Here is a 16,472-nt window from a genome sequence, read left to right as displayed (position 1 = left end):
TTATTAAAAAACAATACTCTTTAAAACAATCTTCAAAAACATAAAAAAATAAAAAAAATGACTGAAGAAATCGATTTTATATTAGAAAGTACTGAAGAATCTATGAACGGTTCGATTGCACACTTAGAGAAAGAATTTCTAAACATTCGTGCAGGGAAAGCTTCTCCGGCTATGCTTGGAGGTGTTTTTGTTGACTATTATGGTGCAGCGACTCCGCTTTCGCAAGTGTCAAAAATCAGTGTTCCTGATGCAAGAACAATTACTTTGCAACCGTTTGAAAAAAACATGTTACAAGCCATTGAAAAAGCAATCTTAATTGCCAATATTGGTTTTAACCCAATGAATAACGGAGACGTTATCATCATCAGCGTTCCGCCTTTAACAGAAGAGCGTCGTCGTGATTTAGCAAAACAAGCAAAATCTGAAGCTGAAGATGCAAAAATTGGTATTCGTAACGTTCGTAAAGATTCAAATACGGATATTAAAAAATTAGAAAAAGAAGGAACTTCAGAAGATATCTGTAAATCTGCAGAAGAAGAAGTTCAAAACTTAACAAACACTTTTATCAAAAAAATTGATGAATTATTAGCTGCAAAAGAAGCTGAAATCATGAAGGTTTAAGTATTTGATACTGAAATTCAAAAATCCGTCTGATAAAATTATCAGACGGATTTTTTTTATTCTTATTTTTGCATACCAAAACCGAATTCTTTCCGTTTTTGAATCTATATAATTCTCTATGAGGCTATTTTGTTTTTTGACTTTATTTTTTACGCTTAGTATTCAGGCGCAATTTCAAATAAGCGGAATTGTAACAGATTCAAATAACAAGCCACTTCCCTTTGCGACTATTACAACTTCTGATAATAGCAACACCATAACGGATGTTGACGGGAAATTTACCTTTAAAACTTTTACAAAATCGGGAGATTTCATTGTTTCTTATATTGGTTTTCAAACTAAAACTATTACTATACTAGAAAACAAAAAGTTTTATTCTGTTTCATTATTTCAAAAAACAGATGATTTAAAAGAAGTTATTATTTCAAATGAAAATCCGGCTTTAACGATTATCAAAAAAGTCATTGCCAATAAAAACAATAATAATCCGCAGAAAAAATTAAGCAGTTTTGAGTACAAAACGTATAACAAACTTATTGTTACCGCCAATCCTGACTCTATTGACGGAAGAATAGATTCATCTGCCGTTTATAAGGATTTCAATAAAAAGAAAATCAACATCGATTCATCTGATTATAAATTCAAAGAAATAATAAGCAAACAGCATTTGTTTCAAACAGAGAAAGTTTCGCAATATCAGTTTGGAAACAACAAGCTTAAAGAAACCGTTCTGGGAACCAAAATAGCCGGTTTTAAAAACCCTATTTACGAAGTTATTGCTTTCAATTTACAGTCAATTTCGATTTACGATAACAAATATGAGCTTTTCGAAACTAAATACGAGAACCCCATTGCGAACACAGCTCCAACAACATACAATTACAAATTACTGGATACCGTAAACATAAAAGGCCGCGAGACTTTTATGATTTACTTTAAAAATAAGCACAAAAGAAGAACATCGGGCTTAGAAGGGGTTTTGTATATCGATTCGCAAAATTTCGCTATTGCAAAAGCTGTAATGCGTATAAAAGGCGTTTTAGATATCAGCGGTATTCACGAATTTGATTACGTACCAAATGAAAAGGTATGGTTTCAAAGTAATACGACTTTTAAAATTGTAAAAGGTAAAAATGACGATGATATTAAAATTTTAGGCGGAACAATTCAGTTTGATGGAGATGTTGCCGAAGATTTTGAACCGAGGAAAAAAGCAGCTTCAGATTTTACCTATTTACTTTCTGAAAGTAATAATTTCGACATTCATTACAATACCGAAACTCCTATAAAAAATCCATCTCTTTATATTGAAATTAAAGACGATGCGAGCAAAAAACCGGAAGAATTCTGGAATCAGTACCGTAAAGAAGCTTTAGACCAAAAAAGCCAAAAAACGTATCAATTATTAGACAGCTTATCCATCAATAAAAGAATTGAAAAACGTTTAGGATTAGGCCGAAAAATCATCAATGGCTACATTCCGATTGGCCCTGTTGATTTAGATTTAAAGAAAATTATTAGTTACAACAATTACGAAGGTTTTCGTTTAGGTCTTGGAGGTATTACAAATGATAAATTTTCTAAAGATTTTAGAATTGAAGGCTATACGGCGTACGGCACAAAAGACGGTGTTGTTAAATATAATTTAGGCGCGGGTGTTTTATTAGACCAAAATACGAACACTTGGTTGAACGGATCTTATACAGATGATGTTCGGGAAATTGCGAGTACCGTTTTTGCTGTTGATAAACGTGTCTTTAAAATTTATGATCCAAGGCCAATCAACATTAGTACTTTTTACCATTATAAAAGCTGGAAAGCAAATGTACAGACGAAAATTATTCCGAAGACAGAAGCTGTCCTGGAACTATCCAGAATGTATGTGGAGCCTAAGTTCGATTATCTTTTTAATTACAACGGTCAGTTGTATTCAAGTTTTATTATGACAACCGCAATGGTTTCTATTGTTTGGGCGCCTTTCAGCGATTGTATGCAGACTCCAACCGGAAGAACGGAATCTGATAAAAGATTTCCAAGATTTACTTTTCAGTACACCCAATCGCTGCCAAATGTTTTAGATAATGATTTTAGCTTCGGAAAAATAGATTTCAAAACGGAGTACGAAAAGAAATACCTAAACGGTCAAAAAACAAGTCTGCTCTTGCAAGGTGGTAATGCAATAGGCGATGTTCCGCTTACGCATTTGTATAACACCATGCCGAACAACCTTACCAAAGAAACTATTATCCAGCGTATTACTTTCGCCGGAAGAAACAGTTTTGAAACCATGTTTTTTAATGAATTTTTCTCCAGCCAATATGTATTTTTCCAAATCAAACATGGCTTTGATAGAATTAAAATCATGAAAAAAGTACGTCCCTCCCTAGTTTTGGTTACCAGAATGGCGTGGGGAAATATGGAAAAACCGGAACAGCATGTTGGCCCGACTTATAAAACATTAGATAAAGGTTTCTTCGAATCGGGAATTGAATTAAATAAAATCTACAAAGGTTTTGGTCTCGGCGGATTCTATCGTTATGGCCCAAATCAATTACCTGAATTTGACGATAATATTGCGGTTAAGATTTCTTATGTTCTTGATTTGGGATTATAAATTTTAAATTCCAAATCTTAAAATTCCAAATTCCAATTAGACCGAGTTTAACCGCAAAGTTCGCAAAGTTTATTAAGAAAACAAGTTTTGATGAGAGCACAAAGCAGCTCTCCTATTTTTGTCTTCCTGAGCGAAGTCGAAGGATCGTCTCGTAACTCTACAAAGTTAATCTCAAATGCTAATTACAGACAAAGTTTGTCATTTCGATTTCTATGATAAACTTTACGGTTAACCTTTGTCAAAGTTTAAAACTTTGACAAAGGTCTTCACACAATTAATACCATAAAAAAATCCCAAACCCCAATCATAAAAATTGGAATTTGGAATTTTAATATTGAAATTTTAAAACTATCTACGGTTTCAAAATCAACACCGAAGGTGTATTATTCAGCCATGTACTTTGAGATTCAATTAATTTTTTCCAGCTGTCTAAACTTATAATCATTAAATCCTGACTATTTAGAAAATCTTTTTTAATTGTTCTGTTATGCATAATCATAATATGGTTTGGTGCAATCTGCTCGATAGATCTAATCGTTTCCTGAATATCGCGTGTGTTTTTTACTTCGCCGCTGGCATCCAGAACTGTAATTTGTGAACCGTTATTATTGATTAATTTTTTAGCAAAATCAATTAAAAAAGCATCTTCACTGCTAAAAATCGGCATGAATACCTGATTTACTTCTTCAAGATTTTTATCGATAAAAATACCAACCGGCATTTTGGTTTTTGCAAGAATGTGACGTGTTCTTTCATCAAAAGGGTTATTTTCAAACAAACCTTCTTTTCCGGTAAACTTGTCGATTAAACGATCCGGATTTACGATTCGGGTTGTGAAACCAAGAATTTTTCCAAGTAAAGTTCCGTCAAAAATAGACTGTCCTAAACCAACCAATAGTAAATCATATTCGCCTTGGTTTGCCGCGTCAATAATATCGGTATCAATATCATTAGAAACTTTAAACAAGCTTACCATATTTTGATTCAGCTTATGAGATTCGTCAATAACCGGAACTAACATTTTACGTTCGTGTTCTTTTATATCAAACGAATGTATTTCTGTACTTAAAGACAAATGCATCGCCGTTACGATCGAATTATCTTGCTGTTTTTTAACTAAACTATTGGCAATTTGCAACAGTTTTTTTCCTCTTTCAGGAGTTCCAAATGAAAGCAGTATTTTATATTTACTTTTATTTCCAATTTCCTGCGGAATAGCAGTGATTTTATCTTTAAAAATAAATCCGATGAAGTCTAAGGCCGGCCCCGTCATAAAAGTTGTCAGCAAGGCCATAATTACCATCATAGTAAAAATTTCTGTAGACAATACTCCAAGATCGTAACCAATATTTAAAACAACAAGTTCCATTAAACCTCTAGTATTCATTAAAGCTCCAATGGCTAAACTGTCTTTCCAGCTTTGTCCAACAAATTTTGCTGCTAATGCACTTCCAAAGAATTTTCCAACTACAGCAACTGCAATAATTAATCCTGTGATTTTCCATAATGCAGGATCGTTTAACAAACCTATTTGGGTACGTAAACCTGTAAATACAAAGAACAATGGCAATAAAACGATTATCGAAACATCTTCTACTTTCTCGATAAATATGTTTCTGAATTTATTGTTTTCAGGCATAATTGCTCCCGCTAAGAAAGCTCCGAATAAAGCGTGGATTCCAATTAATTCAGCAGCATACGCCGAGAATAAAAGTGTTAAAAAGAAAATAGCAACAACTGGCTTATTTAAACTTTCTCTTGTTGAATTTAAATCTCCGACACGTTTCAGGAACGGACGAACGATTTTCAACATTATGATTACGTATAAAATCGCTAAACCAATTACATATAATGAACTAGAAAGTGAACCCGCTTTTACAATAGCAATTACAACGGCAAGAATACACCAGGCAGTTATATCATCTGCAGCGGCGCAGGTTATGGCAATTGTTCCAAGTTTTGTTTTCTGCATGCCCCGTTCCTGAACAATTCTGGCTAAAACCGGAAAAGCGGTTATACTCATGGCGATTCCCATAAATAATCCGAAAGAAGAGAATTCAACTCCTTTTGGTGCAAAAGTTTGATAAATGAAATAAGCCAAAGTCAATCCTAATGCAAACGGAATAACGATACTGGCGTGACTAATAACAACGGCATCGTGTGCTTTGTTTTTCAATACTTTTAAATCCAGTTCCATACCAATAACGAACATGAAAAGGATTAAACCAATCTGACTTAAAAATTGTAAGTTTCCTAAAGATTCTTTTGGAAATAAAGCTGCGGAGAATTCAGGAAAATACATTCCTACTAAAGATGGTCCAAGTACAATCCCGGCAACCATTTCTCCAATTACAGACGGCTGTCCAATTTTTCTGAAGAACCATCCAAATAAACGTGCTACTAAAATAATAGTCACAATCTGCGCCAGTAAAATAGCTAACGGATGCTGTAAATTATCGACCATTGAATTGAGAAAATCATTCCAATGATTACTTTCAATTTGTTTTTTAATGATATTCTGACCTGCTTCTAATGCTGCCCCTTTTGAAATTATCCAATATATCAGAGCTGTAAATCCTCCAATAATTGTAACATAGAATAAAGAGTTCTTTATGTTATTCATAACTCGTTCTTTTAATTATTGCTGCAAATATCAGTACTGACAACAAAGTGATGAAGTAAATTTACAGTTAATTTTCAATCTATGTAACAAGACTGAAAAACTTTGTAATAAGTTAATAACAACATCTAAAAACGAGTTTTATTCTGACCAAAATCGAAGCCTTTATTCTTAAAAAATGGCTTCGACTTCGCTCAGCCTGACAATGAAATAAAATCCCAAATTCTGAAATTTCAAATTCTAATTATCGCTAAAACTTTATCCTTAAGTATTTTGTATTGTCACTCTGAGCGATCCAGAGGCATGGGGAAAAGAGCTTATAATTTTACCTTTTTCAAAAAATCAGAGCGATAAGTTTCGCTTAAAAGCAAGGTTGTATTTTTATGGTTTTCTTCAATGTGATGCAGTACAATTTCGTTGTGATTGAAGAATTTTATCGCTTTTACGGCAATGATTTCTTTTTTGTTAATTCGGCAGAAACTGGCTTCTGGCAATTCTTTTAAAAGTGTGTCGAATTTTACATTTTTCAAGTTTAAAAAACTTCCGTCAGCAAGTAAAACGGTTTTGTCGCGACTGTCACTTACAGCCGTTTTGATATATTGAATCTGATTAAAGTAAAGCAGCGTTTTCCCTTTATCAGTATTTAACTGAATGAATTTTTTGGCAGTATCCGGTTTTTCAAAACGTTCTAAAGCTTTTGAGACTGCTTTTTGCAAACGTTCCAGTTTTACAGGTTTTGTGATATAATCTACCGCATCGATATTAAAAGCATCGGCGGCATATTCTTTATACGCCGTACAAAAAATTACTAATTTATTACCAACCATTTCAGCCAGATGAAGTCCATCCATTCCCGGCATTTCAATATCTGAAATTAACAAATCAAATTCGAGTTCGGGAATATCAGACAAAAGTTTCTGCGGATTATTAAACGTTTTTACGATTTCCAGTTCAGGAATTTGTTCGCAAAGCATTTTTAAGTACGTTAATCCCGGAATCTCATCGTCCAGAAGCAAGCATTTCAGTTTTGTATTCAAGTAAATCTATTTTTAGATGGGCAATATAAACATCGTTTTCTACAAATTTATCAAGTTTAAAATTATTCTTGTAGATAATACGCAGACGATGTTCTAAAGTAGCGTGACCAAAACCGCTTCGCTCCTTTTTCAATACTTTTTTATCTGAAATTTTATTCGAAACAGTCATAGAAAATGCGTTATCCCTAAATTCAAAAACTACCGAAATAAAAGCATCAGCACTTTGAAGATCGGCATGTTTAAAGGCATTTTCGATTAAATCAATCGAAATCAAAGGCGCCAGCAAAGGCTGATCGTACAGTTTATCGTCTTCGTTGATATTGGTTTTGATCTTCAGTTCAAAAAGCGGACTGATTTTGATTTTATTGATTTCGATTAAATTCAACGCAAAGTTTATTTCTTCTTTTGCGGTTACGAACTTCTTTTTGCTTTCGTATAAAATATAATCCAGAACATTGGCCAGTTTATCCAGGGCAAAATAAGTTTGATAAGCGTGCGACTGAATTGAATTCAAAATATTCTTAAACAAATGCGGATTTAGTTTTGACTCTAAATTTTCTAACTGCAAGTCATTTACTTTTGCTTCGAGCGCATAAAAACTTTTTTCGGCATTATCTTTTGCCTTTTTTGACTGCATCAATTGATATATCATAAAACAAATTATGACAATCAACAGTAAAAGAATTGCTAGAAATATAAAAGTTGTGGTATTGTTTTCCTGCATTGTTTTTAAGATTGATTAAAAGTTTTTTTTAGCCCACAGATTTTACTGATTGAACGGATTTACACCGGTTTTTATTTTATGTAACGGATAACCAAATCGTAAAAAGAAAATCAGTGTAAATCCGTTTAATCCGCTTAATCAGCGGGCCATATTTTTTTTAATGACTTGAAACGAATTTCAACCCAATAATTGAAGCAATTAATGTTGTAAGGAAAAATATTCTCCAGAAAGCTGCTGGTTCTTTAAAAATAAAAATTCCAACTAAAACAGTTCCAACTGCCCCAATTCCTGTCCAAACAGCATAAGCGGTTCCAATTGGTAAAGTTTGTGTTGCTTTATACAATAAAATCATACTGATTGAAAGACATACAAAAAATCCAGCCATCCAATAAGTTGATGTAATTCCTGTTGTTTCTTTTGCTTTTCCTAGACACGATGCAAATCCCACTTCAAAAAGTCCGGCAATAATCAATAAAACCCAATTCATTTTCTTTTCATTTTTAAATTAACTGCAAATATGAGAAAACCTAACGACTAAACAGCAAAAAGCAGGAAATTTATCACAAAATTTTAACCTGCAGATTTGTGTTAACATTAAGTAAAATACAATCGATTGTTTATGATTTTGAGCAGTTTTCACTACATTTGCAACCATTTTTAAAGATTTTATGAAAAACGCTATTCAAGTTGGGTTCTGGGAGAAATTAGCCCGAATCATACTTAAAAACAGAATCACAATTCTGGTCATCCTTTCTGCTTTAACTATTTTCCTTGGTTACCAATGGAAAAACCTTGCTATGACTTATACTGAAGCAAACCTGCTTCCAAAAGATCATATTGCAAACAAAGAATATCAAAAATTCTTAGACAAGTTTGGCGAAGAAGGAAACCTGGTTGTAATTGGTTTTCAGGATAAAAACTTTTTTACTCCAAAGAATTATGCTGCGTGGAATGAGTTAATGACGGGTTTAAAAAAATCTAAAGAAGTTGATTTAGTTGTTTCACTAAACGATTTAAAAAAACTGGAGAAAGATACCGTTAACGAAAAATTCGTTTTAACGCCATTTATCGATCAAAGTAAAGTTTTAGATCCAGCCTATTTAAAAAACGTTCAACACGATTTATTCCATAATTTACCTTTTTACGAAGGATTGTTATTCAATAAAGAAAGCGGAAGTGTTCGTTCTGCAATTTACATCAACAAAAAACTGGTAAATACTGCTGAAAGAAAAACTTTTATACTTGAAAATCTGGTTCCGAAAATCGATAAATTCGAAAAAACAACCGGAATCGATCTTAAAGTTTCGGGAATGCCATACATCAGAACAATCAATGCGGCTGATATGAAAGGCGAAATTGGTCTTTTTATTGGTGCGGCTTTATTGACTGTTTCATTGATTTTCTTTTTCTTTTTCCGTTCATTCAGAGCGACTTTTATTTCGATTTGTATTTTAATTGTCGGTGTAATCTGGTCGTTTGGAACACTTGGATTATTTGGTTATAAAATCACGATTTTAACAGCAATTATTCCACCGCTGATTATCGTTATCGGAATTACAAACTGTATTTTTCTAATCAATAAATATCAGCAGGAAATTAAATTACACAATAATCAGGCTAAAGCACTGCAGCGTGTGATTTCAAAAATTGGGGTTTCAACATTAATGACGAATTTAACGACTGCGATTGGTTTTGCTACGTTTATGATTACCGGAAATGATCTTCTTTTTGAATTTGGTCTGGTAACTTCAATCAACGTAATTTCTGTTTATTTATTGACGCTTTTTATTGTACCGATTGTATACAGTTTTATGGCATTGCCAAAAGAAAAGCATTTGTATCATTTAACTAAAACTTACATTTCAACTTTATTAAATGTAGTTGAAGATGTAGTTAAAACAAAACGCAGATACGTTTATATTGTTTACGGTTTATTTTTGGTTTTCAGCGTAATTGGAGTTTCACAAATGAAAGTTTCAGGAAGTTTAATTGGTGAAATGCCAAAAAGCGCTTCTTTCTTCAAAGATATTTTATTTTACGAAAAAGAATTTAACGGAGTTATGCCGCTTGAAATCATGATTGACACCAAAAAGAAAAAAGGTGTTATGAAGGCTTCGACTATTCGTAAAATGGATGAACTGCAAAATACAATTTCTGAAATTCCAGAATTAGCAAAACCGGTTTCGATAGTGAATTTGGTTAAATATTCTAAACAGGCTTTCTATAACGGAAATCCGGAATATTACCAATTACCAACTTCACAGGAACAGACTTTTATTTTGAGTTATGCTAAAAACGCAACCAAAAACAGCAAAGAAAACTTAATGAAAGCTTATGTTGATTCAACTGGACAATATGCCCGAATCACGACTTTCATGAAAGATATTGGAACGGACGAAATGGCTAAAGTGGAGAAAAAACTTCACAGCAAAATCGATGAAATTTTTCCAAAAGATCGTTATGAAGTTACCGTTACCGGAAAAGCATTGGTTTTCCAAAAAGGAACTTCGTATTTGGTAGAAAACTTAATTGAGTCATTAATCTTCGCGATTTTAACAATTGCAATTCTGATTTTATATTTATTCCGTTCTTTCAAAATGGTAATGGCTTCTGTAATTACAAATGTTTTACCACTTTGTATTACGTCTGGATTAATGGGTTATTTCGGGATTCCGTTAAAACCTTCGACGATTTTGGTATTTAGTATTGCCTTTGGAATCTCGGTTGATAATGCAATTCAGTTTATGGCGAAATATAGACATGACTTGCTTCAAAGCGGCGGAAAAGTTAAGAAATCGGTTTTCAGTGCTTTAAGAGAAACTGGAATTAGTACTTTCTATACATCGGTTGTTTTGATTTTAGGTTTTGCGACTTTCACGTTGTCAAGCTTTAGCGGAACCATTGCGCTTGGAGGGTTAATTTCTTGTACTTTGGCTTTTGCTATGTTTGCAAATTTAGTTGTATTACCTTCGCTGGTTTTGACTTTTGAGAAGAAAAAAACTAAGAAAGAGGAATTAGAGAATTTGGATAAGTAGAAGTTTTCTTTTTTGCCACGAATTTCACTAATTAGCACGAATTCTTTTTTCATATCTAACGTTAAGTCATTGCGAGGAACGAAGCAATCTCATTTGCTGGATTAAGTCTAGTGTCTTATCGCAGTGAGGTTGCTTCGTTCCTCGCAATGACAAAAATTAAGAAATAAAAAAGGTTCTCATGAAACCGAATGCCCTAGCCCTGATAGAAGCGGCATCCTTTTTCTTGCTCCTTTAGCAAGAAAAAGATATAGCGGATAGCAGGAAACAGCTTCAAAAATTAATTATTATCGTTTATATTTGCAATTCGATATAAAAAACACTGGTTTTATTTTAAACTAAAATCAGAAATCTAAAATCTAAAATTAAAATGAAACACACAAAGGTTAAAGACTTATTAAACAGTACGACGACGCTACAGGAAGTGAATGCAAAAGGATGGGTGAGAACTTTTAGAAATAATCAGTTCATCGCGCTTAATGACGGTTCTACCATTAATAATATACAATGTGTTGTTGATTTTGAAAATACTCCGGAAGAGACTTTAAAAAGAATCACAACTAGTGCTTCGATTTCCGTAACTGGAACTTTAGTAGAAAGCAAAGGTGCTGGTCAGAAATACGAAATCCAAGTTTCTAAACTTGAAATTTTAGGAGATTCTGATGCTGAAGCTTATCCGATTCAATTAAGAAATAAACCAAGTTTAGAATTTTTAAGAGAAAAAGCACATTTACGTGTACGTACAAATGCTTTTGGAGCAATTATGCGTGTGCGTTCGGTATTGTCTTATGCAGTTCACAAATATTTTCAAGACAAAGGTTTTGTTTACGTAAATACGCCAATTATTACCGGAGCTGATGCTGAAGGTGCTGGAGAAATGTTTCAGGTAACTTCATTGCCATTGGATAATCTTCCAAAAAACGAAGAAGGAAACATTGATTTCAAAAAAGATTTCTTCGGAAAACACACAAACTTAACAGTTTCTGGACAATTAGAAGGTGAAACTTTTGCTATGGCTTTGGGTCAGATTTATACTTTTGGACCAACTTTTAGAGCTGAAAATTCAAACACTTCTCGTCACTTGGCAGAGTTTTGGATGATCGAGCCTGAAGTTGCTTTCAACGATCTTGATGACAACATGGATTTGGCTGAAGATTTTATTCAGTACGTAATTAAATATGCTTTAGACAATTGTAAAGACGATTTAGCTTTCTTAGAAGGAAGACTTCTTGAAGAAGAAAAATCAAAACCACAAGCAGAAAGAAGCGAAATGGCTTTGTTAGAGAAATTGAACTTTGTATTGGAGAACAACTTCAAACGTGTTTCTTATACGGAAGCAATTGATATTTTAAGAGATTCTACTCCAAATAAAAAGAAGAAATTCCAATATATCATCAACGAATGGGGAGCTGATTTACAATCAGAACACGAGCGCTATTTAGTTGAAAAACACTTTAAATGTCCGGTAATTTTATTTGATTACCCGGCAAACATTAAAGCGTTTTACATGCGTTTGAACGACAACACGGAGCCAGGAAGAGAAACTGTTCGTGCAATGGATATTCTTTTCCCTGGAATTGGAGAAATCGTTGGTGGTTCTGAAAGAGAAGAACGTTACGATGTTTTGGTGGAAAAAATGAAAGCTTTAGAAATCGACGAAGAAGAATTATACTGGTATTTAGACACTAGAAGATTTGGTTCTGCAACTCACGCAGGTTTCGGTTTAGGATTTGAACGTTTAGTATTGTTTGTAACTGGAATGACAAACATTAGAGACGTAATTCCTTTCCCAAGAACTCCTGGAAGTGCGGAGTTTTAATACATAAGGTTATTGCCACGAAGGCACAAAGACGCTAAGTTTATTTTTAAATAACTGATTAAAGACACAAAATAAATTAAAATAATACCACGAAGACACAAAATCTCAAAGTATTGTTTTATTATTTAGTTAAGATTTAAAAACTTTAAAAAAAACCTTTGCGTCTTTGCGTCTTCGTGGCAAAATCCCAAAAAAATATGCTCTCTGAAAGAACGGAAGAAATTGGAAAAATAATTGTAAACTCGGCATTTAAGGTTCATAAACAACTTGGGTCCGGATTATTAGAAAGAGTTTATGAAGTTTGTTTAGCCCATGAAATTACAAAAACTGGTCTTGATGTAAAACGCCAAGTTGATATTCCAATTTTTTATGATGGAATTGAATTTAGCGAAGGATTAAGATTAGATTTACTGATTGAGGATTCTATAATTATAGAAATAAAAGCAGTTGAACAAATAAATCCGGTTTGGGAAGCGCAAATTATAAGTCAATTAAAATTGCTGAATAAAGATTTAGGCTTTTTAATTAATTTCAATGTGCCACTAATCAAAAGTGGTATCAGAAGATTTATAAATACAAAACGAGAGTATTAAACATTTTAAGTTAGCGCCTTAATGGCAAAAATAAAACCATTGTGTCTTTGTGACTTCGTGGCTAAAACAAAAAAACTTTGCGCCTTCGCGTCTTAGTGGCTAAAAAAAGTAGTGCCTTATCATGCTAAAGCAATTTTTAAATTTAAAATTATCCCAAAAATTATCTCCACAGCAAATTCAGCTGATGAAGTTAATTCAATTGCCTACGCAAGCTTTTGAACAGCGTTTATTAGAAGAAATGAACGAAAATCCGGCTCTTGAAGCGGGTAAAGAAGAAGAATACGAAGCGGATGAATTCGCCAATGAAGACTACGACGATTATGATGATGCAGAATCTGACAGAATCGAAGCTGACGACATTAATATTGACGAATACTTAAGCGACGACGATACTCCAGATTACAAAACTCAGGTTAACAATTATAGTGATGATGAAGAACGCGAAACACCTTTTGCTTCGCCAATTAGTTTTCATCAGGATTTAATCAATCAACTGAATACTTTTATTTTAAACGATGAAGAACGCGAAATCGCCGAATTCCTTGTTGGAAGTATTGATGATATGGGTTATATCCGCAGAAGCGTTCCGGATATTGTAGACGATATGGCTTTTACTCAGGGAATTTATACTGATGAAGCAATGGTCGAAAAAATGCTGCATGTCATTCATGAACTTGAACCTTCGGGAGTTGGAGCGCGTGATTTGCAGGAATGTTTATTATTGCAATTAAAGCACAAAACGCCAACTGAATATGTTGATTTAGCGATTGATATTATCGAAAATCAGTTTGATGCTTTTACGAAAAAACATTACGATAAATTATTACAGAAATACAGTGTTTCGAACGAACAGCTTAAAAAAGCGATTCACGAAATTGAAAGACTAAACCCAAAACCGGGCGGCTCTTTTACCGGAAATAATAAAGTGACCGAAAATGTGGTTCCTGATTTCGCTATCAGAATTGTGGATGGTGAGCTGGAATTGACTTTAAACGGACGAAATGCTCCTTCCCTGCACGTTTCTAAAGATTATCAGGAAATGATGCAAACGTATAAAGATTCTCGTGATAAATCGACAGCACAGAAAGATGCGGTTCAGTTTATCAAACAAAAACTGGATTCGGCTAAATGGTTTATCGATGCGATTAGACAGCGTCAGGAAACGCTTTTTGTAACGATGAATGCGATTATGCATTATCAGGAAGAATTTTTCTTAGACGGCGACGAAACCAAGTTAAAACCAATGATCTTAAAAGATATTGCGGATATGGTTGGTTTGGATATTTCGACGATTTCGCGTGTTGCTAACAGTAAATATGTTGAAACGCCATACGGAACAAAACTGATTAAAGAATTCTTCTCTGAAGCCATGAAAAATGATCAGGGTGAAGATGTTTCGACTTTAGAAATCAAAAAAATTCTTAAGAATACAATTGAAGAAGAAGACAAAAAGAAACCGCTTCCAGACGATCAATTGGCCGAAATCTTAAAAGAAAAAGGTTATCCAATTGCCAGAAGAACGATTGCAAAATATCGCGAACAGCTTGATATTCCGGTTGCAAGAATGAGAAAGAAAATTTAATTTTTTATAAACCATATAAGAAATATAAGTTCATTTTAAAAAAACAAAGCCCGATAGATTTTAAAATCTATCGGGATTTGTTTTTTCCACATAATCATTGCATGCCAAACCGGATTAAAATCCGGCCCTACAATATATATCGAGCCTCTGGCTCTTTCTCAGTTCCGAAGGAACGAATTATTTTGTAGAGCTGGACTTCAGTCCAGTTTACATTAATTGATATTATTTGTTATTCCGTAGGAATATCTGGTTGGTAGAAAAGAAAAAAAATAGCGTTTGAGATTGTGTCCCTGCGGGACACCTGTTTTTTTTATATGAAAACGATATCTGTTATATTAATCAAACGTTCCTACGGAACGTATACCCATAAACTAAATTAAATTCTACCAATGAAACATTCCTACGGAATGAATATTCCATTGAAAACCAAAAAACCCGACAGGTTTTAAAACCTGTCGGGTTTACCAACTTGTAAAAGTTTAAATTATTTATACTGATCCGGTAATATTTTTACCGTAAACAAAAATCCTTTCTTTTTGTCACTATAACTATAGATCAAAGTATAATCATTGTCTCTAAAAACCTGAAGTCCCGGATTTGCTTTTGCTGTACTTAAAAGACTTTTCTCAATTTCGTCTTGGATAACATTAACTTCAGCTACGTCTTTTTCTACATTTAGTAATGTCAAATTGTATTGGACAACTCTTTCTTCATGTAAACTAACGCTGTCTAAACGAATGCCTTCCTGAATTTTTAACGGACAGCTTTTATTATATTTCTCAACTAATTCTGTTATTTCAGTACTTACCTCATCCGCTTTTTCAGAAAGAAAAAATTGAAAATAAACAGCTAAAGCCACCGCAATTCCAATCACAACTAATAGTAAGATATTTTGTTTTCTCATACTTTGCTTTTCTTGTATTGGTTATTAAAGTTAAATAGAATTTGGATTTATTTTTCCTGATTTTTTTTCATTGCTTTAAAATAGGCAGCACGGCTCAGCGGCTCATATTCTTCGGTTTCACCAAGCATTACCAATTTGTCATTATCTGTTTTACGGAAACTATAATTAGCAAGATTTCCGGTTCTGGTGCAAACAGCATGAACTTTCGTCACATATTCGGCAGTAGCCATAAGTGCTGGCATTGGTCCAAAAGGATTTCCTTTAAAATCCATATCAAGACCTGCAACTATCACACGAATTCCTTGATTGGCAAGATCATTACAAACCGTAACAATTTCATCATCAAAAAACTGAGCTTCGTCAATACCAATAACGTCACAGCCCTGAGCTAAAATAGCAATATTGGCCGCAGCCGGAACTGGCGTAGAACGAATTTCGTTGGCATCGTGCGATACCACCAATTCGTCATGATAACGGGTATCAATAGCGGGTTTAAAAATTTCGACTCTTTGTTTGGCAAACTGGGCGCGTTTTAATCTGCGGATTAATTCCTCGGTTTTACCCGAAAACATTGATCCACAAATAACTTCAATCCAACCAAATTGTTCTTTGTGATTTACTGTATTTTCGAGAAACATTTTGTATTTTTCTGCCTTTAAAAATGAATAGTTTTTATTACTTTGTACTGGTAATAAATCGACGTAAAAATGTGCTGTTTTACATTTTTTCAAAAGTAGAAAATTTTTATCAAATCAAGGATTGGCTGACGCTTATTAACAGAAATAAAAAAATATCTGTCAGATTTCCTTAAGAATAAAGACATTCAGACATCAAATACACTAAAATACCTTATTCACTATAATTTCAACAGTTATGAAAAAAAAATTGGAAGCCGATTTAATCAGCATTGCACATCGAATTTTAAA

Annotated in this window: 12 protein-coding genes; 6 read left to right on the top strand and 6 right to left on the bottom strand. The window is 33.4% G+C overall.

Annotated features, from left to right (window positions below; genetic code table 11):
• The first annotated feature begins 57 nt into the window (after positions 1-57).
• Positions 58-621 carry a ribosome recycling factor gene (gene frr, locus B3C18_RS00580; protein WP_291140759.1) on the top strand — a complete coding sequence of 188 codons (564 nt, stop codon included), beginning with the start codon at positions 58-60 and terminating at the stop codon, positions 619-621.
• Between the two features lie 118 nt (positions 622-739).
• Entirely contained in the window at positions 740-3,235 is a 2,496-nt protein-coding gene (locus tag B3C18_RS00575) for a DUF5686 family protein (protein ID WP_291140757.1), read from the top strand.
• A 352-nt stretch (positions 3,236-3,587) separates the two neighbouring features.
• Here the strand turns inward: B3C18_RS00575 and B3C18_RS00570 are convergent, their stop codons facing one another.
• From B3C18_RS00570 to B3C18_RS00555, 4 genes are all read right to left on the bottom strand, one after another.
• On the bottom strand, positions 3,588-5,858 hold the full coding sequence (locus B3C18_RS00570; RefSeq protein WP_291140754.1) for a cation:proton antiporter: 2,271 nt from the start codon (positions 5,856-5,858) through the stop codon (positions 3,588-3,590).
• 314 nt (positions 5,859-6,172) lie between these two features.
• Positions 6,173-6,892 carry a LytR/AlgR family response regulator transcription factor gene (locus B3C18_RS00565; protein WP_291140751.1) on the bottom strand — a complete coding sequence of 240 codons (720 nt, stop codon included), beginning with the start codon at positions 6,890-6,892 and terminating at the stop codon, positions 6,173-6,175.
• Positions 6,855-7,616 carry a sensor histidine kinase gene (locus B3C18_RS00560; RefSeq protein WP_291140748.1) on the bottom strand — a complete coding sequence of 254 codons (762 nt, stop codon included), beginning with the start codon at positions 7,614-7,616 and terminating at the stop codon, positions 6,855-6,857. Before B3C18_RS00560 ends, B3C18_RS00565 begins: the two co-directional genes overlap by 38 nt.
• 157 nt (positions 7,617-7,773) lie before the next feature.
• Positions 7,774-8,103, bottom strand: a complete 330-nt coding sequence (locus B3C18_RS00555) for a DMT family transporter (RefSeq protein WP_073485466.1) — start codon at positions 8,101-8,103, stop codon at positions 7,774-7,776.
• A gap of 181 nt (positions 8,104-8,284) precedes the next feature.
• Here B3C18_RS00555 and B3C18_RS00550 point away from each other — a divergent pair, with 181 nt between their 5' ends.
• The 4 genes from B3C18_RS00550 to rpoN all read left to right on the top strand — a co-directional run bounded on the left by B3C18_RS00550 (position 8,285) and on the right by rpoN (position 14,642).
• A complete protein-coding gene (locus tag B3C18_RS00550; RefSeq protein ID WP_291140745.1) occupies positions 8,285-10,651 on the top strand; it encodes an efflux RND transporter permease subunit in 2,367 nt (788 codons plus the stop codon).
• Positions 10,652-11,018: 367 nt separating this feature from the next.
• The gene (gene asnS, locus B3C18_RS00545) at positions 11,019-12,467 is read left to right on the top strand and encodes an asparagine--tRNA ligase (protein WP_291140742.1); all 1,449 of its coding nucleotides are present in this window, start codon (positions 11,019-11,021) and stop codon (positions 12,465-12,467) included.
• Between the two features lie 197 nt (positions 12,468-12,664).
• Positions 12,665-13,060 carry a GxxExxY protein gene (locus B3C18_RS00540; protein ID WP_291140739.1) on the top strand — a complete coding sequence of 132 codons (396 nt, stop codon included), beginning with the start codon at positions 12,665-12,667 and terminating at the stop codon, positions 13,058-13,060.
• Positions 13,061-13,181: 121 nt separating this feature from the next.
• Positions 13,182-14,642, top strand: a complete 1,461-nt coding sequence (gene rpoN / locus B3C18_RS00535) for an RNA polymerase factor sigma-54 (protein WP_053473445.1) — start codon at positions 13,182-13,184, stop codon at positions 14,640-14,642.
• Between the two features lie 484 nt (positions 14,643-15,126).
• On the opposite strand, the gene B3C18_RS00530 is transcribed toward rpoN, so the two are convergent.
• Positions 15,127-15,546 carry a hypothetical protein gene (locus B3C18_RS00530; protein ID WP_291140734.1) on the bottom strand — a complete coding sequence of 140 codons (420 nt, stop codon included), beginning with the start codon at positions 15,544-15,546 and terminating at the stop codon, positions 15,127-15,129.
• Between the two features lie 47 nt (positions 15,547-15,593).
• Positions 15,594-16,184 (bottom strand): thymidine kinase, encoded by a 591-nt coding sequence (locus tag B3C18_RS00525; RefSeq protein ID WP_053473446.1) that lies wholly within the window; start codon positions 16,182-16,184, stop codon positions 15,594-15,596.
• Between the last annotated feature and the right edge of the window lie 288 nt (positions 16,185-16,472).

Origin of the sequence: Flavobacterium sp. UBA7680 (assembly GCF_002482975.1) — a bacterium.
Taxonomy (GTDB): domain Bacteria; phylum Bacteroidota; class Bacteroidia; order Flavobacteriales; family Flavobacteriaceae; genus Flavobacterium.
This window is presented reverse-complemented; position numbering and strand designations above follow the sequence as displayed.

Excerpts from the sequence above, each read along its gene's own strand:
- rpoN (WP_053473445.1), top strand. The coding sequence starts at position 13,182 with ATGCTAAAGCAATTTTTAAATTTAAAATTATCCCAAAAATTATCTCCA.
- B3C18_RS00525 (WP_053473446.1), bottom strand. The coding sequence starts at position 16,184 with ATGTTTCTCGAAAATACAGTAAATCACAAAGAACAATTTGGTTGGATT.
- B3C18_RS00575 (WP_291140757.1), top strand. The coding sequence starts at position 740 with ATGAGGCTATTTTGTTTTTTGACTTTATTTTTTACGCTTAGTATTCAG.
- frr (WP_291140759.1), top strand. The coding sequence starts at position 58 with ATGACTGAAGAAATCGATTTTATATTAGAAAGTACTGAAGAATCTATG.
- asnS (WP_291140742.1), top strand. The coding sequence starts at position 11,019 with ATGAAACACACAAAGGTTAAAGACTTATTAAACAGTACGACGACGCTA.
- B3C18_RS00550 (WP_291140745.1), top strand. The coding sequence starts at position 8,285 with ATGAAAAACGCTATTCAAGTTGGGTTCTGGGAGAAATTAGCCCGAATC.
- B3C18_RS00570 (WP_291140754.1), bottom strand. The coding sequence starts at position 5,858 with ATGAATAACATAAAGAACTCTTTATTCTATGTTACAATTATTGGAGGA.
- B3C18_RS00530 (WP_291140734.1), bottom strand. The coding sequence starts at position 15,546 with ATGAGAAAACAAAATATCTTACTATTAGTTGTGATTGGAATTGCGGTG.
- B3C18_RS00555 (WP_073485466.1), bottom strand. The coding sequence starts at position 8,103 with ATGAATTGGGTTTTATTGATTATTGCCGGACTTTTTGAAGTGGGATTT.
- B3C18_RS00560 (WP_291140748.1), bottom strand. The coding sequence starts at position 7,616 with ATGCAGGAAAACAATACCACAACTTTTATATTTCTAGCAATTCTTTTA.
- B3C18_RS00540 (WP_291140739.1), top strand. The coding sequence starts at position 12,665 with ATGCTCTCTGAAAGAACGGAAGAAATTGGAAAAATAATTGTAAACTCG.